At 71.6% G+C, this 19,490-nt stretch carries 21 protein-coding genes and 2 tRNA genes; 13 read left to right on the top strand and 10 right to left on the bottom strand.

What is annotated here, in order from left to right; translation table 11 throughout:
• Positions 1–18: 18 nt before the first annotated feature.
• The 3 genes from ACUYMY_RS13905 (at position 19) to ACUYMY_RS13895 (ending at position 1,318) form a co-directional block, all read left to right on the top strand.
• Positions 19–90, top strand: a tRNA-Thr gene (locus ACUYMY_RS13905).
• Positions 91–154: 64 nt separating this feature from the next.
• A tRNA-Met gene (locus ACUYMY_RS13900) sits at positions 155–228 on the top strand.
• Positions 229–304: 76 nt separating this feature from the next.
• Positions 305–1,318 (top strand): aldo/keto reductase, encoded by a 1,014-nt coding sequence (locus tag ACUYMY_RS13895; protein WP_481704123.1) that lies wholly within the window; start codon positions 305–307, stop codon positions 1,316–1,318.
• A gap of 23 nt (positions 1,319–1,341) precedes the next feature.
• Here the strand turns inward: ACUYMY_RS13895 and ACUYMY_RS13890 are convergent, their stop codons facing one another.
• Positions 1,342–2,547, bottom strand: coding sequence for an ROK family transcriptional regulator (locus ACUYMY_RS13890; protein WP_481704122.1), 1,206 nt, complete (start codon positions 2,545–2,547; stop codon positions 1,342–1,344).
• A 121-nt stretch (positions 2,548–2,668) separates the two neighbouring features.
• Here ACUYMY_RS13890 and ACUYMY_RS13885 point away from each other — a divergent pair, with 121 nt between their 5' ends.
• From ACUYMY_RS13885 to ACUYMY_RS13875, 3 genes are all read left to right on the top strand, one after another.
• Positions 2,669–4,360, top strand: coding sequence for a glycoside hydrolase family 13 protein (locus ACUYMY_RS13885; protein WP_481704121.1), 1,692 nt, complete (start codon positions 2,669–2,671; stop codon positions 4,358–4,360).
• A gap of 113 nt (positions 4,361–4,473) precedes the next feature.
• The gene (locus ACUYMY_RS13880; protein WP_481704120.1) at positions 4,474–4,914 is read left to right on the top strand and encodes a pyridoxamine 5'-phosphate oxidase family protein; all 441 of its coding nucleotides are present in this window, start codon (positions 4,474–4,476) and stop codon (positions 4,912–4,914) included.
• A 123-nt stretch (positions 4,915–5,037) separates the two neighbouring features.
• On the top strand, positions 5,038–5,259 hold the full coding sequence (locus ACUYMY_RS13875) for a hypothetical protein (RefSeq protein WP_481704119.1): 222 nt from the start codon (positions 5,038–5,040) through the stop codon (positions 5,257–5,259).
• Positions 5,260–5,343: 84 nt separating this feature from the next.
• Here the strand turns inward: ACUYMY_RS13875 and ACUYMY_RS13870 are convergent, their stop codons facing one another.
• The 4 genes from ACUYMY_RS13870 to ACUYMY_RS13855 all read right to left on the bottom strand — a co-directional run bounded on the left by ACUYMY_RS13870 (position 5,344) and on the right by ACUYMY_RS13855 (position 9,165).
• On the bottom strand, positions 5,344–6,285 hold the full coding sequence (locus tag ACUYMY_RS13870) for a TauD/TfdA dioxygenase family protein (RefSeq protein WP_481704118.1): 942 nt from the start codon (positions 6,283–6,285) through the stop codon (positions 5,344–5,346).
• A gap of 65 nt (positions 6,286–6,350) precedes the next feature.
• Positions 6,351–7,298, bottom strand: coding sequence for an ABC transporter permease (locus tag ACUYMY_RS13865; RefSeq protein WP_481704117.1), 948 nt, complete (start codon positions 7,296–7,298; stop codon positions 6,351–6,353).
• Complete coding sequence (locus ACUYMY_RS13860) at positions 7,295–8,152, bottom strand: ABC transporter ATP-binding protein (RefSeq protein ID WP_481704116.1); 858 nt, start codon at positions 8,150–8,152, stop codon at positions 7,295–7,297. The genes ACUYMY_RS13865 and ACUYMY_RS13860 overlap by 4 nt, the downstream gene beginning before the upstream one ends.
• Positions 8,149–9,165 carry an ABC transporter substrate-binding protein gene (locus tag ACUYMY_RS13855; RefSeq protein WP_481704115.1) on the bottom strand — a complete coding sequence of 339 codons (1,017 nt, stop codon included), beginning with the start codon at positions 9,163–9,165 and terminating at the stop codon, positions 8,149–8,151. Before ACUYMY_RS13855 ends, ACUYMY_RS13860 begins: the two co-directional genes overlap by 4 nt.
• Before the next feature lie 302 nt (positions 9,166–9,467).
• On the opposite strand from ACUYMY_RS13855, the gene ACUYMY_RS13850 reads away from it, so the two are divergent.
• The 7 genes from ACUYMY_RS13850 (at position 9,468) to ACUYMY_RS13820 (ending at position 15,071) form a co-directional block, all read left to right on the top strand.
• The gene (locus ACUYMY_RS13850; protein ID WP_481704114.1) at positions 9,468–10,349 is read left to right on the top strand and encodes an HpcH/HpaI aldolase/citrate lyase family protein; all 882 of its coding nucleotides are present in this window, start codon (positions 9,468–9,470) and stop codon (positions 10,347–10,349) included.
• A gap of 21 nt (positions 10,350–10,370) precedes the next feature.
• Positions 10,371–10,595, top strand: a complete 225-nt coding sequence (locus ACUYMY_RS13845) for a DUF3188 domain-containing protein (protein ID WP_481704113.1) — start codon at positions 10,371–10,373, stop codon at positions 10,593–10,595.
• Between the two features lie 106 nt (positions 10,596–10,701).
• Positions 10,702–11,151, top strand: coding sequence for an FAS1-like dehydratase domain-containing protein (locus ACUYMY_RS13840; RefSeq protein WP_481704112.1), 450 nt, complete (start codon positions 10,702–10,704; stop codon positions 11,149–11,151).
• Positions 11,148–11,609 carry a MaoC family dehydratase gene (locus ACUYMY_RS13835; protein WP_481704111.1) on the top strand — a complete coding sequence of 154 codons (462 nt, stop codon included), beginning with the start codon at positions 11,148–11,150 and terminating at the stop codon, positions 11,607–11,609. Before ACUYMY_RS13840 ends, ACUYMY_RS13835 begins: the two co-directional genes overlap by 4 nt.
• Positions 11,606–12,664: a UDP-N-acetylmuramate dehydrogenase gene (locus tag ACUYMY_RS13830; RefSeq protein ID WP_481704110.1), complete on the top strand. Its 1,059-nt coding sequence runs from the start codon at positions 11,606–11,608 to the stop codon at positions 12,662–12,664. Before ACUYMY_RS13835 ends, ACUYMY_RS13830 begins: the two co-directional genes overlap by 4 nt.
• Positions 12,665–12,710: 46 nt before the next feature.
• Complete coding sequence (locus tag ACUYMY_RS13825; protein ID WP_481704109.1) at positions 12,711–13,826, top strand: winged helix DNA-binding domain-containing protein; 1,116 nt, start codon at positions 12,711–12,713, stop codon at positions 13,824–13,826.
• 270 nt (positions 13,827–14,096) lie between these two features.
• Complete coding sequence (locus ACUYMY_RS13820) at positions 14,097–15,071, top strand: type IV toxin-antitoxin system AbiEi family antitoxin domain-containing protein (protein ID WP_481704108.1); 975 nt, start codon at positions 14,097–14,099, stop codon at positions 15,069–15,071.
• 200 nt (positions 15,072–15,271) lie between these two features.
• Here the strand turns inward: ACUYMY_RS13820 and asd are convergent, their stop codons facing one another.
• The 5 genes from asd to ACUYMY_RS13795 all read right to left on the bottom strand — a co-directional run bounded on the left by asd (position 15,272) and on the right by ACUYMY_RS13795 (position 19,351).
• Complete coding sequence (asd, locus tag ACUYMY_RS13815) at positions 15,272–16,399, bottom strand: aspartate-semialdehyde dehydrogenase (protein ID WP_481704107.1); 1,128 nt, start codon at positions 16,397–16,399, stop codon at positions 15,272–15,274.
• A gap of 88 nt (positions 16,400–16,487) precedes the next feature.
• Positions 16,488–16,889: a hypothetical protein gene (locus ACUYMY_RS13810; protein ID WP_481704106.1), complete on the bottom strand. Its 402-nt coding sequence runs from the start codon at positions 16,887–16,889 to the stop codon at positions 16,488–16,490.
• 2 nt (positions 16,890–16,891) lie between these two features.
• A complete protein-coding gene (locus tag ACUYMY_RS13805) occupies positions 16,892–17,542 on the bottom strand; it encodes a hypothetical protein (protein ID WP_481704105.1) in 651 nt (216 codons plus the stop codon).
• A 16-nt stretch (positions 17,543–17,558) separates the two neighbouring features.
• Entirely contained in the window at positions 17,559–18,563 is a 1,005-nt protein-coding gene (locus tag ACUYMY_RS13800; protein WP_481704104.1) for a WXG100 family type VII secretion target, read from the bottom strand.
• Positions 18,564–18,700: 137 nt separating this feature from the next.
• Positions 18,701–19,351 (bottom strand): hypothetical protein, encoded by a 651-nt coding sequence (locus tag ACUYMY_RS13795; RefSeq protein WP_481704103.1) that lies wholly within the window; start codon positions 19,349–19,351, stop codon positions 18,701–18,703.
• Positions 19,352–19,490 lie beyond the last annotated feature (139 nt).

The following is a 19,490-nucleotide window of genomic DNA, read 5'->3' as shown; positions in this document are numbered from 1 at the left end:
GTAGAGTATCTGTCTGTTGCCCCCCTAGCTCAGTGGTAGAGCGCCATCTTGGTAAGATGGAGGTCACGGGATCGATTCCCGTGGGGGGCTCTCGCAAGGAGGGTCCGTGTCAACCGGTCGTTGGCCGGATGGCACGGCCTTTTTCCTTGTGTGTGGCGGTGTAGCTCAGCTGGTTAGAGCGCACGACTCATAATCGTGAGGTCCCGGGATCGAGTCCCGGCACCGCTACGATCAAGGGGTCCGTCCCGAGGACGGGCCCCTTTGTCGTCCCCCAGCTTTGTCGTTCCACAGTGCAGAAGGTGACATGCCCGAGCCCGCCCTGCCCCCTGCCGCGTCGCGCCCCGACAGCCCCCCCAGCTGGTCTCGCCTGATCTACGGCTGCATGGGCCTGGGCGGGGCCTGGGGCTCCTCGCACTACGGCGCGGCCGAGGTGGACCACGCCGCCGAGGCCATCGAGGCCGCGCAGGGGATCGGGATCGACCGCTTCGACCACGCGGACATCTACCGCGGGGGCACGTCGGAGTCAGTGTTCGGCGAGGTCCTCGCGCGCAGCCCCGGGCTCCGCGAGCGGGTCTGGATCCAGGGCAAGGTCGGCATCCGCCTCGGCGAGGACGGGCTCGACGCCTACTACGACCTGAGCGCCGAGGCCATCCAGGACCGCGTCCGCAGCACCCTCGGGCGACTGCGCACCGACTACCTCGACTGCCTGCTCCTGCACCGCCCCGACCCGCTGCTCGACCCCGCCGAGGTGGGCGCCGCCGTCGTCCGCCTCCTCGGCTCCGGAGCGGTCCGCGCCGTGGGCGTCTCCAACTTCTCCGGCGCGCAGATGGCGGCCCTCGAGGAGCACCTGCCCGGGCCGCTCGCGGCGAACCAGCTCGAGCTCAGCCTCGGCCGGCACGACTTCGTCGACAGCGGCATCCTCGTCAACCACGCCGAGGGCGCCGGCGTCGCCTTCCCCCACGGGACGCTCGAGCACTGCGCGCGGACGGGCACCGAGGTGCAGGCGTGGTCGCCGCTCGCGGGCGGGCGGTACACGGGGCGCCCGAGGGCGGTGCACGGCCAGGCGGGGCCCCTCGCCGAGGCGGAGGTCCGCACGGCGCGGCTCGTGGCACAGATGGCCGAGGCGAAGGGGGTCACGCGGGAGGCCGTCGTCCTGGGCTGGCTCATGCGCCACCCCGCCCGCATCGCGCCCGTGATCGGCTCGGCGAACCCCCAGCGGATCGCCGCGTGCGCGGGTGCCGAGGCTGTCGCGGCGTCGATGACCCGCCCCGAGTGGTACGCCCTCTACACAGCCGCGAGGGGCCGGCGCGTGCCCTGACCTGGGTCCGGGAGGCGCTGCGGCTAGCCCCGCGGCAGGTCGATCTCGAGCGCGCGGGCGGCGACGTCGTCGAGCGCCCTGCGCACCGCGCCGAGCGTCACGGCACGGCCGCCGAGCGGGGAGACCTCGACCCTCGCCGGCGTCGCCGTCAGGGCCGGGAGCTCCGCGCGGAGCCGGGGGAGGAGCCGTGACGCCGCGCCCGCGACGGCGCCCCCGATCACCACGAGCTCGGGGTTGAACACGGTCGAGAGGATGGCGACGACCCGCGCCATGACGAGCGAGATGCGGTCGAGGATCGCCTTCGCGGCCTCGTCGCCCCCGGCGGCGGCGGCGAAGACGGCCTCCGCGCTCACGTCCTCCGGCCGCAGGCCGCTGAACGTGCCGCCGAGCCCGGCGAAGCCCCCCTGTGCGGCCGCCTCGGCGCCCCACTCGCGCGCGAGCTGCGCGATGCCCGCCGGCGCGCCCACGCCGTCGACCATGCTCAGGAACGCGAGCTCGCCGAAGCCGCCGCCGTGCCCGCGCAGGAGGCGCCCGGACTCGAGCACGCCCGCGCCGACGCGTTCCCCGGCGAGCATGACGGCGACGTCCTCCACGCCCCGCGCGGCACCCCGCCACTGCTCTGCGAGGGCCGCGAGGTTCGCGTCGTTCTCGAGCAGGACCCGCCAGCCGAAACGCGCGCCGAAGGCCTCGGCGAGGCCGAGGTCGAACTGGCCCCAGAAGGCCTGGCCCCCGACGACGCGCCCGTCCCGGTCCACGGGTGCGGCCATGCCCGCGCCGACGGCGAGGACGTCCCCGGGGTGGCGTCCGCACGCCTCGAGCGCCCGCAGGGCCGTCGCGGCGACGGTCTCGATGCGCTCGGCCTCGGGGTCGGAGGGCATCCGGCTCGTGGCCTGCGCGAGGGACTCGCCGCGCAGGTCCGCGACGATCACCGTCGTCTTGGCCACGCCGAGGTCGATCCCGAGCACCACCCCGGCGTCGGCGCGGAAGGCGAAGTGCCTGGCCGGCCGCCCCTTCTGCGGCCCGGGGGCGCGCGGGACGTCTGGCTCCACGGCCCAGCCCCGCCGCACGAGGTCCTCGCAGACGGCGATGACCGTGGCGCGCGTGAGGCCCGTGTGGTCCATCAGCTCGCTCACGCTCAGCACGCCGGGGGCCGTCCGGAGCACCTCGAGCGCGGCGCGGGCGTTGACCCAGCGGACCACATGCGGGCCCGGAGCGGTGATGTCCTGCACGGCCTTGACCTCCCTCGCGGACGCTTCACATAATGTTCCTGCGACTAAATTTAGAGTCTAAATAAGGAGCTGGCCAGCAGGCCGGTCCACGCCGCCCCACAACACCTCCTGAGGAGCACCGGTGTCCACCACCCCCGTGACCCCCGTCCCCGACGCCGACTGGTGGCGCCAGGCCGCCGTCTACCAGATCTACCCGCGGAGCTTCGCCGACGCCAACGGCGACGGCATCGGCGACCTCAGGGGGATCATCTCGCGCGTGCCCTACCTGAAGGAGCTCGGGGTTGACGCCGTGTGGCTCAGCCCCTTCTACCCCTCGGCCCTCGCCGACGGCGGCTACGACGTCGACGACTACCGGAACGTCGACCCACGCCTCGGCACCCTCGAGGACTTCGACGAGATGTCCCATGCCCTGCATGCCGCCGGCATCCGCGTGATCGTCGACATCGTCCCGAACCACACCTCGAACCGGCACGAGTGGTTCAAGGAGGCGCTCGCCTCGCCGAAGGGCTCGCCGGCCCGCGAGCGGTACATCTTCCGCGACGGCAAGGGCGCCAACGGCGAGCTGCCGCCGAACGACTGGACCTCGATCTTCGGCGGCGGCGCGTGGGAGCGTGTCACCGAGCCCGACGGGACGCCGGGGCAGTGGTACTTCCACCTGTTCGCGAAGGAGCAGCCGGACCTCAACTGGGACAACCCCGAGGTGCACGAGGACTTCAAGAAGACCCTGCGCTTCTGGTCTGACCGCGGCGTCGACGGCTTCCGCATCGACGTGGCCCATGCCCTCAAGAAGGACATGGACGCGGCGCATGACGACCTCGAGACGATCCACCGCGCCGACCTGTTCTCGATGGGGGAGCACCCCCTGTGGGACCGGGACGAGGTCCATGAGATCTATGCCGAGTGGCGAGCGGTCTTCAACGAGTACAACCCGCCGCGCACCGCCGTCGCCGAGGCGTGGGTGCACGCGGACCGCCGGGCCCGCTACGCCTCGCCCGAGGGCCTCGGCCAGGCCTTCAACTTCGACCTGCTCGAGTCTGACTTCGACGCCGTGCAGTACCGCGAGATCATCGCCAAGAACCTTGCCGAGGCGGCCGCGACCGGGGCCTCCTCGACGTGGGTGTTCTCCAACCACGATGTCGTCCGCCACGCGACCCGCTACGGACTGCCGAAGGGCGGCGGCCACAGGGGCCACGGCCAGGACGGCAGGGCCTGGCTCCTGCGCGGCGGGGACCCCTCGGAGGTCGACGTCGAGCTCGGCCTCCGCCGGGCCCGGGCAGCGACGGCGGTCATGCTCGCGCTCCCCGGCTCGGCCTACCTCTATCAGGGCGAGGAGCTGGGCCTCCAGGAGGTCGGCGACATCCCCGACTCCGAGCGCCAGGACCCCACCTTCTTCCGCAACCGCGGCGTCGAGATCGGGCGCGACGGCTGCCGCGTGCCCCTCCCGTGGGAGGCCGCGCCGGCCGAGGGCACGTCGTTCGGCTTCGGCTCGAACGGCTCCCACCTGCCGCAGCCGGCATGGTTCGGCCGGTACGCCGCGGACCTCCAGGCCGCGGACACCGGGTCCACGCTCTCGTTCTACCGCCGCGCCCTCGCGCTGCGGCACGAGCTCCAGGGCGCCGAGCGCCTCACGTGGCACGAGAGCGCGGACGACGACGTGCTCCACTTCGAGCGACCGGGCGGCTGGCACGTCGTGGCCAACTTCGGGGACGCGCCGGTGAGCCTGCCCGAGGGCGAGCTCGTGCTCGTGAGCGCCGAGAGCGAGGACGGCAAGCTCCCGGCCAACGCAACGGCCTGGGTGCGCTCGCTCGCCTGATCCCGCCGCGGCTTGCCACGCGAGAGGCCTGCGGCGGAAGGGCCCTGCCCTTCCGCCGCAGGCCTCTGGCATGAAAGCCTTGAGCAGTCCGAGACGATGCCGAGGAGGAAGCCATGCCTGAACTCAATCTCGACTACGGCCCGGGGGCCCGCCACGAGAGCCACGACTTGGACGAGGAGCGCTCGTGGGCGCTCCTGGGAGCGTCCGGCCTCGGCCGCGTCGGCTTCGTCTTCGAGGGGCGCGTGAAGCTGTTCCCGGTCAACTACATCGTGCTCCACGGCGCGCTCTACTTCCGCACGTCGCGGGATGGGGAGGTCGCCGCGAGCCTCCCGCAGCAGGGCGTCGCGCTCCAGACCGACTCGGCGAGCCCGGCGCTCCAGTCCGGCTGGTCCGTCCTCGTGTCCGGCGCCGCGGAGGCCGTCGAGGACCGCGAGGAGCTCACGGTGCTGTTCGGCCACATGACCGAGGAGCCCTGGGCAGGCGGCATCCGCGACCTCTTCGTGCGGATCGTGCCCGAGAGCGTGAGTGGCCGGCAGGTCTATCTCGCGCACTGATGCAGGCCCTGCTCCGCAATTAATCCAGTGTATTGACATATTAGGGATTATGGCGTGGACTTAAGGCGTCACGGGGTGGGGGGCCCGATTCTTCGACCGAGCACTATGAGTCAGGGGAGTCAGATGGCCGAGCAGAAGGGCGCGGGCACGGACGTGCCCGGCCGACATACCGAGGCGGCGCTCGCCGTCCGCGCGGGAGCAGCGGAGCCGGGCGAGGGTCGCGAACCCGAGGCGCGGGAGGCGGAAGGCGCGCGCAGCGGGCCCCGGCCGGACGACCGCTCCGGCATCCAGTGGTGGGAGACGTGCGGCGGCTGGAGCGTCCGCTACGCGATGGGCACGTTCTGAGCCGCTGGGCTGCCTCCCAGGCGCAACGATGGGCCGGGCCAACCGGCCCGGCCCATCGCACGATACTGCGCCTCCTGCGGCCGCTCAGACGGTGACGGTCTCCGAGTAGGCCGTCGAGTCGCCCTTGAGCGACTGGCTGCGCTTCCCGTCGATGCTGGCGGGGACCTCGCCCGCGATCGTCACGCGGTTGAGGCGGCGGGGCTGCTCGCCGTAGTTCGCGGGAGCGTAGTGCTGCGTGATGCGGTTGTCGAAGAGGACGAGCTGGTTCGGCTCCCAGTTCACGCGGACCACGTTCTCGGGGCGGGTCACGTAGGCCTGGAGCAGCCGCAGGATGTCCTTGGACTCGGTGTTGGAGAGCCCGACAATCCGCAGACGCTGCGCGAAGCCGCCGATGAACAGCCCCCGCTCCCCGGTCAGGGGGTGGACGCGCACCACGGGGTGCGCGGTCTCGAAGTGGATGCGGGTGAACTCCTTGCGGCGTTCCTCGGCGTTCGCGTGCTCGAGGTTCTTCGGCACCGAGTAGTCGTAGTCGTTCGTGTGGATTGCCCAGAGCGTGTCCGCGAAGGCCCGCAGCTCGTCCGGGAGGTCCCGGTAGGCGCCCGCCGCCGAGGCAATGAGCGTCTCGCCGCCGTACTCGGGCAGCGTGATGGCGCGCAGGGTCGAGGCCTGGGGCGGGTTCACGACGAACGTGACGTCCGTGTGCCAATTGTTCGCGGAGCCGTCCTCAGAGTCGACAGGGAGGACCTCGGCGGCTCCGTCGACGCTCTTCACGGTGGGATGGGCGTTCGTGAGCGGGCCGAAGTGGCGTGCGAACCGCACCTGGTCCTCGTCGGTGCGGATGTTGGCCTCGCGGAACACGAGGGCCTTGTGCACGTTGAGCGCCTCGCGGACCGCCGTGACCGTCTCGGGCGAGAGGTCGCCCGAGATGTCGAGGCCGCGGATCTCGGCGCCGATCCGCTCGCTGAGCTTGCGGAACTGCAGGGTCCCGTCCGGGGTCTGGACGGCGTCGGTGAGTGTGCTGGTCATGGGAAGCGCCTTTCGTCGGTGTTCTTCGATGGATGGGATGGCTGGGTGCGGTGCGGGTGCGGGGCTCACGCGTTGACGGCGGTGCGCCAGCGCGAGAAATGCCGTTCGAGGGCCACGAGGCCGCCGTTGACGGCGACGCCGAGGAACGCGATGGCGAGGATGCCGGCATACATGTCCGGGATGAGGAAGCTGGACTGGGCGTTGACGATGAGGTATCCCAGCCCGGCCTTGGCCCCCACCATCTCGGCCGCGATGAGCACGAGGATCGAGGAAGTCCCCGCCATGCGGACGCCCGTGAAGATCGTGGGCACCGCGGAGGGCAGGATGACCTTCCGGAACAGGCTCAGCCGCCCCAGCCCGAGCGAGCGGGCCGCCCGGACGAGGAGCGGGTCCACCGTCCGTACGCCGGCAATCGTGTTGAGCAGGACCGGGAAGAAGGCCGCGTACGCGACGATCGTGATCTTCGACTCCTCGCCGATGCCTAGCAGGAGCGTGAACACCGGCAGGAGCGCGAGGGCCGCCGTGTTGCGGAACAGCTCGAGCAGCGGGTTGACGAAGCTGTCCAGGCGCCGGTACCAGGCCACGAGCAGGCCGAGCACGACGCCGGAGGTCACCGCGATGCCGAAGCCCGTCGCCGAGCGGGCGAGGCTCGCGCCGGCGTGCGCCTGAAGCTGGCCCGTCGCGAGGAGGCGCCCGACGGCGGCGAGCACCTCGTGCAGGGGCGGCAGGAACACGCGCGTGCTCGGGCTGGCCAGGAGGGGGCCGAGCTCCCACAGCGCCAGGAAGGCCACGATGGCCGCCGACTTCCAGCCGAGGCGCCCCACTGCCGCGGCTGCGCGCCGGACGGACAAGGTCCGTTCCGACCAGGTCCGGGCCAGTGCGGTGGGCTGCGACGGGCGGGCGTCCCGGGGGTGGCCGGCGGCGTCGCCGTGCAAGGGCGTCGCGGCCGTGGCGCTGTGGGGCTCGTCGAAGGGGAGCGCAATGCGCTCCTGGGTATGAACGGGCGCGGTCATGATGCGGAGCTCCTCTCGGAGTCGGAGTCTGTGTCGGTCTCGTGCAGGAGGGCCCAGACCCGGTGGCGGGCCTCGACGAAGGCGGGCGTCGCGCGCACGTCGGTGTCGTCGTCGTGCTCGGGGAGGTCGATCCGGACCTGGTCCTTGAGCCGCCCCGGCCGCGTGCTCAGGACGGCGACGCGCTGGCCGAGGTAGACGGCCTCGTCGATCCCGTGGGTGATGAAGACGATCGTCTTGCCGGTCGCGCGCCAGATGCGCAGGAGCTCGTCCTGGAGCTGCTCGCGGGTCTGCGCATCGAGGGCCGCGAACGGCTCGTCCATGAGGAGCACGTCGGGCTCGAACGCGAGCGCCCGGGCGATCGCGACCCGCTGCTTCATCCCGCCCGAGAGCTCGTGCGGGTACCGGTCCTCGAACCCGCCGAGGCCGACGAGCGCGAGGTACTTCCGTGCGCGCTCGGCCCGTTCGCGCCGCGGCAGCTTCGTGTCCTCGAGGCCGATCTCGACGTTGGCCTGGGCTGTGCGCCACGGGAAGAGCGCGTACTGCTGGAACACGACCGCGCGGTCCCGTCCCGGCCCGGTGACCGGGGCGCCGTCGACGAGGACCTCGCCCTCCGTCGGCGTCGAGAGCCCCGCGAGCAGGTCCAGGACCGTCGTCTTGCCCGAGCCGGACGGGCCCACGACCGTGAGGAACTCGCCGGGGGACACGTCGAGGCTCAGGCGGTCGACGGCGGTGAGCACCGAGCCCTGCGGCTGCTCCTTCGTGGGGCGGACGTCGAAGCGCTTGACGACGCCGCGCAGGCTGATCTTGGGCTGGGCGACCGGGGACGGTGCCGCTGTCTGGACAGGGGCGCTCATGCCGCCGCCCCCGTGACGAGGCCGTTGAACTCGTTCGTGAAGAGCTTCCCAGGGTCGAGGGGCCCGGTGATGATCCCCGAGTCGCGGAGCCAGGGCTCCCAGCGGGTGAAGTCCTCGGCATGGATCTCGCCCTTGGGCGGGACTCCCGGGCTCTTCCAGTACTGGAGGGTCTCGGTGGACTCGTTGCGGCCCCGGGCCTGGATGATCTTTGCGTAGCGGGCGATCACGTCCTCTCGCGGAGTCGTTCGCGTCCACTCGATCGCCTTCGCGACGCCGGTCGCGAACGTCCGCACGATGTTCGGGTTCGCCGCGATGAAGTCGTTGCGGAACACGTACGGCCCGCCCGCGAAGGTGCCGAAGATCTCAGAGTCGGTGAACAGGCGGCGCAGGCCGCCGGCGGCCGCGGCATGCTCCTGGAGGGGACCACCGAGGGTCCCGGCCTCCACCTGGCCGCGGCGAATGGCCTCCTCGGTGTCGTTCGGAGGGACGACGACGAGCTGGACCTGCTTGATCTCGTCGGGGCTCAGGCCGTTCTTCTGCAGGTAGGTCGTGATGACCGCCTCGTGGTGCGCGCCGAGGGTGTTGACGGCGATCTTCTTGCCCAGGAGGTCCCGGGCGGAGCGGATGGGGCTCGACTCGAGGACGTAGTAGCCGTTGAAGGTCAGCTCGTCCGAGCCGTAGTAGTTCACGATGGCCGTCACGGGCGCGCCCGCCTCGATGAGCTTCACGACGGCGCCGGCGAACGCGCCGCCGAAGTCCGTCTGGCCCGTCGCGGCGGACTGGATGTCCTGGGGCCCGCTCGTGGTGTTGCCGATCCACGAGAGCGTCACGTCTCCGAGGTAGCCGAGGTCCGCGGCGAGCTCCGGGAAGGTCACGGCGTTGGCCGAACCCTGGTACCTGAGCACCTTGGCTTCGGTGCCTCCGCCGGCTGAGGCTTCACCCCCGCACGCCGAGACCGCCGCGCCCACGGCGACGGCTGTCGTCAGGCCCAGGATGAACTGGCGTCTCTTCATGGTCGGTTCCTCTGCTGTGGTTCGGGTTCGGCGTGTGGGTGGAATCGGCTCGTCGACCGGGGTGGACACGATGGAAGCGCACTCGACGGGGGTGGGGAAAGCGCGCCGTTCATGCCGCGACGCGAGGCTCAACGCGGCGTCGTCCGGCTCAACGAGGAGTCGCGGAGGGCCATCCTGGGACACATGGCGGCGCGTGACGCCGGGGGTCGGCGTGCGACGCGCCCGCTGGCGTGGATGCCCCCTCCCTGTGACCGACGCGGCATAATGTGCCAGCCGGGGGCCTCGGGGGCTACCGTTGAACCATGACCTCAACGACTGCCGCCGACTCGGCACGCCCGGCCAGCGAGGGCCGCCCGTCCCGATCGATCAGCCCCGAGATCGCCCGTTCGTGGCTGCTCGTCAATGCGATGAAGACGGAGCTCTTCGACGAGTCCGCGGCCTCCCGGGCCGACGCGATCGTCCTCGACATCGAGGACGCTGTGGACCCCTCACAGAAGGACCAGGCGCGCGAGAACGTCTCCCGCTGGCTCCACGGCGGCGGCCGTGCCTGGGTGCGCGTCAACGACGCCACGAGTCCCTTCTGGGCCGACGACCTCGCGGGCCTGCGCGGCAACCCCGGCCTGCTCGGCATCATGCTCGCCAAGACCGAGTCCGCGGACCAGGTGACCGAGAGCTTCCACCGCATGGACGGCAAGACGCCGGTCATCCCGCTCGTCGAGTCCGCCGTGGGCATCGAGGAGGCCAACCACATCGCCAAGGCGCAGGGCGCGTTCCGCCTCGCGTTCGGCTCTGGCGACTTCCGCCGCGACACCGGCATGGCCGCGACGCAGGAGGCCATGGCCTACCCGCGCGCGAAGCTCGTCGTCGCGTCCCGCGTGGGCAACCTGCCGGGCCCGATCGACGGCCCGACCGTCGGGACGAACCACCCGATCCTGCGCGAGCAGAGCGCCATCACCGTCATGATGGGCATGACCGGCAAGCTGTGCCTCGCGATCGACCAGACCACCGTCATCAACGAGGTCATCAGCCCGACGCCGTCGGACGTCGCGTGGGCCTCCGACTTCATGCGGGACTTCGAGGCCAACGGCCGCGTGATCCGCGACGGCTCGGACCTGCCGCGCCTCGGCCGCGCCGAGAAGATCATGAAGCTCGCCACGGCCTTCGGCGTCCAGCCGGCGCTCTGAGCGCCTCGGACCGCGATCCCTGTGCTGAACGACTTCTGGGAGACCGCGTCCCCGCTGTACAGGAAGGTCGTGCTCTCGGGCATGGCCTTCCTGGGCGTGGGGATCGCGCTCAACATCGCCGCGAACCTCGGCCGCATCACGTGGCTGCTGTACGCGTCCATGGCGATCATCGGCGTCGGCCTCGTGACCCACCTCGCGGGGATCGGCATCCGCGCCCGGGACGCGAAGCGCCGCGCCCGGCGCTGACCGCCCCGCCGCCGTCGCCCTCCCCTTTGCGGGGTCACCTCCCAACGTTGCGGGGTCACCTTCCAGCGACGCGGGGTCACCCGCCCTACCCGATAGGCTTTTCCCCATGGCCATCAACCCTGACCTGCAGGGCCGCGTCTACCCGCCCGCCGAGGCGTACGACGTCGGCCGCGAGAAGATCCGCGAGTTCGCGCGCGCCGTCAAGGCGCAGCACCCAGCCCACTTCGACGTCGAGGCCGCCCAGGCCCTCGGGCACGCGGACCTCGTTGCCCCGCCGTCGTTCGCGATCATCGTCGCGCAGCGCGCGGACGCGCAGCTCATCGAGGACCCGGAGTCGGGCATCGACTTCTCCCGCGTGGTCCACGCCGAGCAGCGGTTCACGCACCACCGCCCGATCGTCGCCGGCGACCGCCTCGTCGCGGAGCTGCACGTGGACCAGGTCCGTGCGATGGGCGGCGGCGCGATGATCACGACCCGCGCCGAGATATCCGGCGAGGACGGCACCAAGGTCGCCACCACGACGTCGTCCATTCTCGTGAGGGGAGAGGGCCAGTGAGCGCCGTCGAGAGCACCGTCAGCAGGCCCGAGTTCGAGACGCTCGAGAAGGGGCAGGAGATCGGCCGCCGCGAGGTCTCCGTGACCCGCTCCGACCTCGTGCGGTACGCCGGGGCCTCAGGCGACTTCAACCCGATCCACTGGAACAACGACTTCGCCGTCTCGGTCGAGCTGCCCGGGGTCATCGCCCACGGCATGTTCACGATGGGCGCGGCCGTCCAGCTCGTCGTCGACTGGGCGGGCGACCCGGCCGCCGTCGTCGACTACCAGACCCGGTTCACGAAGCCCGTCCCCGTCGAGGACACGACCGGCACGGACGCGCCGGGCGCGGTCGTCGAGGTCGTGGGCACCGTCGGGGCGCTCGACGCCGAGGCCCGCACCGCGCGCATCGACCTCGCCGTGACCTGCGCCGGCCAGCGCGTGCTGACCAAGGCGCAGGCGGTCGTGAAGCTCCCGTGACCCTCCTGTCCTCGCTGACCACGTCCCAGGTGGGCGGTCCCGCGGCCCGGTACGAGGAAGCGCGCACCGAGGCGGAGATCATCGACGCCGTGCGCACGGCGGACGACGCCGGGGAGCCGCTGCTCATCATCGCCGGCGGGTCGAACCTCGTCGTGTCCGACGACGGGTACCCGGGGACCGTGCTGAAGGTCGCCTCTGAGGGGCTCGCCATTGACGACGCCGACACGTGCGGCGGCGCGTCCCTCACGGTCCAGGCAGGGCACGTGTGGGACGACGTCGTCGACTACGCCGTGCGGCACGCCTTGAGCGGGCTCGAGGCCCTCTCAGGCATCCCCGGCTCGACGGGCGCGACGCCCGTTCAGAACGTCGGCGCCTACGGGGCCGACGTCTCCCAGACCATCTGGCAGGTGCGCACGTGGGACCGTCAGGCGGCGGCTGTGAAGACGTTCGTCCCTTCCGAGCTGAACTTCGGCTACCGCGACTCGCTGCTCAAGCAGACCACCGTCGAGGGATCGCCGCGGTACGTCGTGCTGAGCGTGTCCTTCCAGCTCCCGCTCGGCCGCATGGGCGCCCCCGTGCGCTACGCGGAGCTCGCGCGCGTCCTCGGCGTCGAGCAGGGGGAGCGGGCCTCCGCCCTCGACGTCCGCCGTGCCGTCCTGAACCTGCGCGCGTCCAAGGGCATGGTCCTCGACCCCGAGGACCGGGACACGTTCTCGACCGGCTCATTCTTCACGAACCCCGTGCTGAGCGAGGCCGACGCCGCCTCCCTCCCCGAGGGCGCGCCGCGCTACCCCGCTGGGGACGGGCGGGTGAAGACCTCGGCCGCATGGCTCATCGAGCGCGCGGGCTTCCCCAAGGGGTACGGGCTCGCGGCGGACAGCGTCACGGGCGGGCGCGCCTCGCTCTCGACGAAGCACACCCTGGCCCTGACCAACCGGGGCGACGCGAGCGCCAAGGACCTCCTGGCCCTCGCCCGGGAGGTGCGCGACGGCGTCCGGGCCCGGTTTGGGATCGAGCTGCACAACGAGCCGCTCCTCATCGGCCTGGAGCTGTGAGCCGCCCGCCCGTGTGACGGCTGCCCCCCTCAGGCATGATGGGGGCATGGGACGGTCAGCCCGGCCACTGGGCACGACGACGCTCGCCCGCCTCCGGCTCGCCGCGCAGGGCCTGCTTCCGGCCGCCTCCGTGGGGGAGGCGCTCGGGCAGGCCGCCGACCCGGCCGAGGCCGTCCGCCGCATGGGCGCCCTCCAGAGCCAGGACCTCCAGTCGGGGCTGCTCGCCGCGGGCGTGCGGACGAAGGTGGGGACAGCGTCCGGCGTGGCGAACGCCCTGGCGAGCGGCGCCGTCGTGCGCACGTGGACCATGCGCGGCACCCTCTTCCTCGTCCCGGCGGAGGACGCGCGCATGTTCGTGCGGCTCGCCGAGGATCGGATCATGCGCTTGGCGGCCCCGCGCCACCGCGACCTCGGGATCGCCTCCGACGACGTCGACGCCGCCCGCCGCGTGGCCGAGTCGGCGCTCGCGGGCGGGAAGGGGCTGACCAGGCCAGAGCTGTTCGAGGCGTTCGAGGCGGCGGGCCAGGCCACGAAGGCCCAGCGCGGAATCCACCTGCTCTCGATCCTGAGCCATCGGCTCGTGCTCGTGCAGGGGCCCCTGCGGGGGAGGCAGCAGGAGTTCCGGCTCGCGGACGAGTGGCTGCCCGCCGACTCCGGTCCGTCCGGAGACGACGCGCTCGAGGCCATCGCCCGCCGCTACATCGCCTCCCACGGGCCGGTCGACGAGCGCGACTTCGCCTGGTGGCTCGCCCAGCCGCTCGGCGTCGTGCGCGGACCGTTCCGCGCCGCCGCCGCGGAGGCCGCCGTCGTCTCCTCCGACGGCCGCGAGCTGTACTGCCTGCCAGAGGTCGCCGAGCTCGCGGGGACCCGCGTGGGGGAGCGGGCAGTCGTCGCGGTGCCCGGCTACGACGAGCTCGCGATCGGGTACCCCGACCGCTCGGTGGCGATTCCGTCCGAGTACCTCGACCGCGTCATCCCGGGCGTCAACGGGGTCTTCAAGGCCATGATCATGGTGGGCGGCCGGGCCGTCGGGACGTGGACCAAGAGCGGGAAGGCCTCGGCACCGCGCCCCGAACCGGTCCTGTACGAGGAGCTGTCCCAGTCCGCCTCCGCGGGGGTGGACAGGGCCCTCGCGCGGATCCAGGCCTACTGGGCGGGGTAGACCGGGGCGCTTGCGTGGGTGGGGCTCACTGGCCCGTGCTTGCTGGGGTCATCAGGCATATCTGCTGCCGAAGCCCGCATGGGCTGCCCTTCGCCGCATCCGCGGCTCGGAGCAGGGCCGCACTTGCGGCGGAGGGCAGCTGATGCGTTTCCGCCGGGCTTCGGTGGGGCGCAGCTGCTCGGGACCCGTACGGCCAATCCACGCCGCAGTTGTCCACAGGCGGGCGTCGGCTCGTTGCCCCGGGGCTCGAGCGCACGCGAGGATCGCCGCATGGACAGACGGATTGCGGAAGCCCTCATCCGGGCTAGATGGCCGGGTACGGATGTCGTTTCCACAGCTGGCCTTCGCGCCGCCGGCATCGATGACCGGCTCGTGACCAGCGCGGTCCGCGCGGGCGCCGTCGTGCGGCTGCGCCGTGGGGCGTACATCCTGGCCCGCCGCTGGCAGGCCCTCGCTCCATGGGAGAAGGACCTGGCGCGCGTTGAGGCACACTGCGAGGCCACCGGGGCCGCAGCCGTCTACTGCCTCTCCAGCGCCGCGAGGCTCCACGGGCTTGCGGTGTGGAGCCCGAGGCTCGGGAGGGACGTGGCAGCGCCTGTCCATGTGGCGACAGACTATGCCGGCTCAAGGACGAGCCGTGGCCCGGACGCCTTGTCCCATCAGCTCAGCCTCCGGCAGGAGGACGTTGTCATCGTCGTGCGGGGCACGAGGCGCCTGAGGGCCACATCATTGGCCAGGACCGTAGCGGATTGCGCCCGGTTCCTGCCATTCGAGGAGGCCGTGGTGATCGGCGACAGCGCCCTCCATCGGGGCGTCCCGATGGACGACATCGTGCAGGCACTCGCGGCAGGATCAACGCGTGGTCGGAGGAGGGCGATCAAGGTTCTGAGCTTTCTCGAACCTGCGACGGAGTCTGTCGGTGAGTCCCGTACGCGGATGCTCCTCGAACAATTGGGCTTCGACAAGCCCGTCGTCCAGCTTGAGCTGCACACCCCGGACGGGACCTACCGGGCGGACTTCGCGTGGGTCAAGCTCAAGATCATCATCGAGTTCGATGGCGAGGGCAAGTACTTGGACTACCAGCCGACTCCGGCGGTGCTGCTGGCCGAGCGGCGCCGGGAGAGCCTCCTCATGGAACAGGGCTGGATCTTCGTGAGGCTCCGGTGGGCCGACCTGGAGCGCCCGGAGGACGTGCGACGCAGGCTCGATGCCGCCATCGCCCGCGCGCAGCGGCGTTCGGCCTGAGGGGACAGCGGCCTGCGGTCGCAGAGGACCGGAACAGCTGCCCTCAGCCGCATGTGCGGCCCGGATCCCGGCCGCTGATGCGGCTGAGGGCAGCCCGTGCGGCTGAGGGCCGGAGTTGGGCACCCCCGATGGCTGCAGCACAACGCCAAAGGGGGGCCGGATCCCAGCGGATCCGGCCCCCCTCGATGCTGGCCCCGGCGTCAGAGCGTGCCGGTGGCGATCTTGAGCATGCGGCGCAGCGGCTCGGCGGCGCCCCACAGGAGCTGGTCGCCGACGGTGAAGGCCGAGATGTACTCGGGCCCCATCTCGAGCTTGCGGATGCGGCCCACCGGGATGTCGAGCGTGCCCGAGGCGGCCACGGGGGTCAGCTGCTCCATCGAGGCCTGCTTCTCGTTGGGGACCACCTTGGCCCACTCGTTGTCTGCGGCAAGGAGCTTCTCGATCTCGGCCACGGAGAGGTCCTCGCGCAGCTTGAGCGTAAGCGCCTGCGAGTGCGAGCGCATGGCGCCGATGCGCACGCACAGCCCGTCCATGACGACCGGCTCGAGCGCGGAGCCCGCGGCGGTGCCGAGGATCTTGTTGGTCTCGACGCCGGCCTTCCACTCCTCCTTGGACTGGCCGTTGCCGAGGTCCGCGTCGATCCAGGGGATGAGCGAGCCCGCGAGCGGGACGCCGAACTGGGTCGCGTCCACGCCGCCGCGCTGGGCGGCGAGGACCTTGCGGTCGATCTCGAGGATGGCCGACGCCGGGTCGGACAGCTCCGCGGCGACCTCGCCGTTGAGCGTGCCGAACTGGGTGAGGAGCTCGCGCATGTGGCGCGCGCCGCCGCCCGAGGCGGCCTGGTACGTCATGGACGTGCCCCACTCGACGAGGTTGTTCCGGAACAGCCCGCCGAGGCCCATGAGCATGCACGAGACGGTGCAGTTGCCGCCGACGAAGTCCTTCACGCCGGAGGCGAGGCCCTCGTCGATGACCTGACGGTTGACCGGGTCGAGGACGATGATCGAGTCCTCGTTCATGCGCAGCGTCGAGGCGGCGTCGATCCACAGGCCGTCCCAGCCGCGCGCGCGCAGCTCCGGGTGCACCTTCTTGGTGTAGTCGCCGCCTTGGGCGGTGACGATGATCGGGAGCTTGGCGAGCGCGTCGACGTCGAACGCGTCCTGCAGCGCACCGGCGCCCTCAGCGAACGACGGGGCAGCGCCGCCCGCGTTGGACGTCGAGAAGAAAACGGGGTCGATCGAGGCGAAATCGCCTTCATCCTGCATGCGCTCCATGAGGACGGAGCCGACCATGCCACGCCAGCCGACGAAGCCTACCGAAGAAGTCATGGGTTCTATTCTACGGACGACGGCGAGTGCTCGCCTGTTGTGTCCATCTCACCGTAGGCTGCCGCGCTCCCGGCAGCCTACGGGAGCCTCACTTGAGGGGATCGGGGAGCCCACGCTTGCGCCGCAGGGCCTTGGCCCGGGCCTCCCGGAGGGTCGCCTGGACGCCGATCCACGTGAAGGCGGCCGAGACGGCGGCAGCGAGAAGACCGAGCCACACGGGGCCCTCGGGGGTCCAGAACGAGAAGACGAAGGCCACGGCGCACGCGAGGGTCAGCGCGACCATCACGACCGAGAGGATCGTCATGCCCCACACGCTGCGCACCTGGGATTCGAGGCCGTGGGTGGAGTTGCCGTACTCGTCGAGGGTGTAGCTGTGGAGTTCGCCGTCCTTGCCGCGGGCGAGGATGCGATGCCCGCCCTTGGTGGCGAGCTCCCGGTGGAGCGCGCGGGCCTGCTCGTCGCGGAGGGCCCTCAGGAGATCCTTGGCCATGGTCAGCCGCGACGGACGTCGTCGATCGCGGCGAGCAGGGCGGCGTCGTCGGCGGGCGACTCGTCCACGGCGTCCGTGCCCGGAACGTAGGTGCCGATGGTCCAGCCTGTCGCGCCCGCCTTGACGAGGAGGCGGCGGCCCTGCGGATCATCGGGGCGTGCCAGCGACGCGCCGCCATCGCGGTTCTGCTCGAGATGGTTGCGGATGATGAACAGCATCGCCTGGGAGGCGGAGAGGTCCGGCCGCTGGGCCATGGCCCACCAGGTGTGGAAGGCGCGGGGCTGCAGGAGGACGCCGATTCCCTCTGCTTCGAGGAAGGCCACGCGGTCGACCGAGTCGGCCGTCAGGAGGGAGAGGTTCACGAGCCGCTCGGTGCGCCCCAGAGCCTGGACGAGGGCAGCGATCGGGCCGGACACCTCGAGCTCGTCGTCAGGGGTTGCCGTGGCGAGGCCTCGGGCCACGAGCGAGGATGCCCCCGCGGACACGATCAGCTCGTTGCCGAGCTGGTCTGCCAGGCCAAGGGCCACCGCCGTCGATTCGGTCGACGGCCCGGGCTGGAAGGCGAACAGGGCTGCGAACTCGGCGAAGCCGAGGCCGATCTGGTCGGGGTAGTCGGTCGACGGCGTCTGGGTCTGCTCTGCGGTACTCGTCATGGAAGCCTCCTGTGGGTCAGAATCCGAAGAAGTCGCCGACGGCCTTGGCGCCGTCGGAAATCGCCCCGCCGACGGCCTTGGCTCCGTCAGCCACCGCGCTGGCAGCACCGTCCACGGCGTTCTTGACGGCGGGCACGTTGTCGTAGAGCGTCCATCCTGCCGTGATCACGCCGGCGACGACGTTGGCCGGTGGCGGGGCGAAGACCGACGCGACTCCCAGCGCGGCCTTGGCGGACGAGGCGATGCCGCCCGCAACGTTGCCCTCGCTGAACTTGTCGATGGCCGAGATCCCGTCGATGCCGGCCCCGAGCACGCCGAGGCCCTTGGTGGCGACGTTGAATGTCTTGAAGGCCTTCGAGTCCTCGGCAAGGCCAGCGAGCTTGTGCCAGTTGCCGCTCACGGCGTCGCTCGAGGCGTTGAAGACCCGGCTCAGGCCCGAGGCGATGGATTCGTCGGGCCAGTACTGCGGCTTCGCGACGTCCCACGCGAGCCGCGCGTAGGAGGAGAACGGGTTGACGGCTCCCGCCCCGAAGGTCTTGGCCATGACCGAGAGGTCGAAGACTCCAGCCCGGATCTTCGGGAAGGCCTTGATCATCGACCACGTGGACCAGCCCTTGCGGAACGGCGAGTTCTTGTCCTCGAGCCAGTTCGGGATCCACGGGTTGTCGTTGAACTCCGAGGTCCCGCCACCGCCGGGGCCGCCGCTCGGCGCACCCGGCCCGGGCGCGCTCGCGGTGCGCGACCCGTACTCGGCGCTCGTGGCCTCCTGCGCCTCGGCGTTGGCGGCCAGGGTGCGTGCGTTCTCGCTCAGCGCGGCGGCGAGCTTTGCGAACGCCGGACGGTGCAGTTGGGCCCACTGCCGGGCGAACTCCTCGGCGTCCTTGCCGCCCCACACCTGTGGCAGGCGCGATGTGAGCTGGTCGATCGAGCCCTGGACGTTCTTGATCGACGTGGACTTCATGGTGAACTGCTTGCCGAGTGCCCTGAGCTGCTCAGGGTTCGCCCCTTGCTGGATGGTCAACGTTCCCCCCTTTCGTGCAATGTCTGCAGCCAACGTACCCGCGTACCAATCCGCTCCGCGATGGGGACGTCTCCCCTCGGGGCGAGCGCAGGCGGGCGAGCGCCGCCGTCATTCAGGGGTCTGTGCCCGGCATGCGCTCAGGCCTGCCGGAAGCGCTCGATGTGCTCGAAGACGGCGGCCTCCCCGAGCAGGCCCTCCTCCTCCGCCCGCTCGGCCCCCGTGGAGAGGAGGCCGACGGCGTAGGCGGCGCCCTCGCGCCTGACGAGCAGTCGGTGCCCTGGGTCCGAGTGGTTCAGGAGCGATGCACGGGCTTGAGGGCGCGCGTCGAGGTGCGCCCTGACGAGGGCGAACTCAGCGTGGGCGCCCGCGAGTCCGGGCTGGCAGGCCCGGAGGAACCAGCCCGAGGCCACGCGCTGGGCCAGGATCGCGTGGTCACTGCCCTCGATCGAGAAGACCGTGTCCGCTGCGCCAGGGGCCTCGAGGTCGATCTGGATCCAGCGGGTCGCGGAGCCGAGCGCGTGGGCCATGGCCGCGACGGCGCCGCCCAGGGAGAGCCCGCCCTCGCCGTCGGCCCTGGCGAGGGCACGGGCGACCAGGGACGAGACGCCGGCCGCGATGCAGTCCGGTTCCGCGAGCTCCCGATCGAGGCCGATGGTCATCGCGGTGGCCTCGGCCTGTGCACCGCCGGAGAGACTGACGAGCGCGGCAATCTCGGCGACGCCGAAGCCGAGGGATTCGGGGAGGACAGTGGCCGGCACCGCGTCACTCGGATGGGCCGTCTGCGTCATCTCAAGCCTCCTCAAGCAGGGAACCGAAGCTCGTCCGGCCTCGCGGACCTCCACTCGGGCCACGCTATCGGCGCAGGGGTGCGACGGCGATGGGGAGCACTCCCCATGGAGGGCGTCGGCCCTGCGGAACCTATCCCCG

The organism is Sinomonas sp. T428B, from assembly GCF_056780155.1.
The sequence above is the reverse complement of the archived record's forward strand: the minus strand, read 5'-3'. Positions and strand labels throughout refer to the sequence as shown.

Bases quoted from the DNA above. Each gene is read 5' to 3' on its own strand.
- ACUYMY_RS13895 (WP_481704123.1), top strand. From the start codon at position 305: ATGCCCGAGCCCGCCCTGCCCCCTGCCGCGTCGCGCCCCGACAGCCCC.
- ACUYMY_RS13880 (WP_481704120.1), top strand. From the start codon at position 4,474: ATGCCTGAACTCAATCTCGACTACGGCCCGGGGGCCCGCCACGAGAGC.
- ACUYMY_RS13875 (WP_481704119.1), top strand. From the start codon at position 5,038: ATGGCCGAGCAGAAGGGCGCGGGCACGGACGTGCCCGGCCGACATACC.
- ACUYMY_RS13870 (WP_481704118.1), bottom strand. From the start codon at position 6,285: ATGACCAGCACACTCACCGACGCCGTCCAGACCCCGGACGGGACCCTG.
- ACUYMY_RS13865 (WP_481704117.1), bottom strand. From the start codon at position 7,298: ATGACCGCGCCCGTTCATACCCAGGAGCGCATTGCGCTCCCCTTCGAC.
- ACUYMY_RS13860 (WP_481704116.1), bottom strand. From the start codon at position 8,152: ATGAGCGCCCCTGTCCAGACAGCGGCACCGTCCCCGGTCGCCCAGCCC.
- ACUYMY_RS13855 (WP_481704115.1), bottom strand. From the start codon at position 9,165: ATGAAGAGACGCCAGTTCATCCTGGGCCTGACGACAGCCGTCGCCGTG.
- ACUYMY_RS13850 (WP_481704114.1), top strand. From the start codon at position 9,468: ATGACCTCAACGACTGCCGCCGACTCGGCACGCCCGGCCAGCGAGGGC.
- ACUYMY_RS13840 (WP_481704112.1), top strand. From the start codon at position 10,702: ATGGCCATCAACCCTGACCTGCAGGGCCGCGTCTACCCGCCCGCCGAG.
- ACUYMY_RS13825 (WP_481704109.1), top strand. From the start codon at position 12,711: ATGGGACGGTCAGCCCGGCCACTGGGCACGACGACGCTCGCCCGCCTC.
- ACUYMY_RS13820 (WP_481704108.1), top strand. From the start codon at position 14,097: ATGGACAGACGGATTGCGGAAGCCCTCATCCGGGCTAGATGGCCGGGT.
- asd (WP_481704107.1), bottom strand. From the start codon at position 16,399: ATGACTTCTTCGGTAGGCTTCGTCGGCTGGCGTGGCATGGTCGGCTCC.
- ACUYMY_RS13810 (WP_481704106.1), bottom strand. From the start codon at position 16,889: ATGGCCAAGGATCTCCTGAGGGCCCTCCGCGACGAGCAGGCCCGCGCG.
- ACUYMY_RS13805 (WP_481704105.1), bottom strand. From the start codon at position 17,542: ATGACGAGTACCGCAGAGCAGACCCAGACGCCGTCGACCGACTACCCC.
- ACUYMY_RS13795 (WP_481704103.1), bottom strand. From the start codon at position 19,351: ATGACGCAGACGGCCCATCCGAGTGACGCGGTGCCGGCCACTGTCCTC.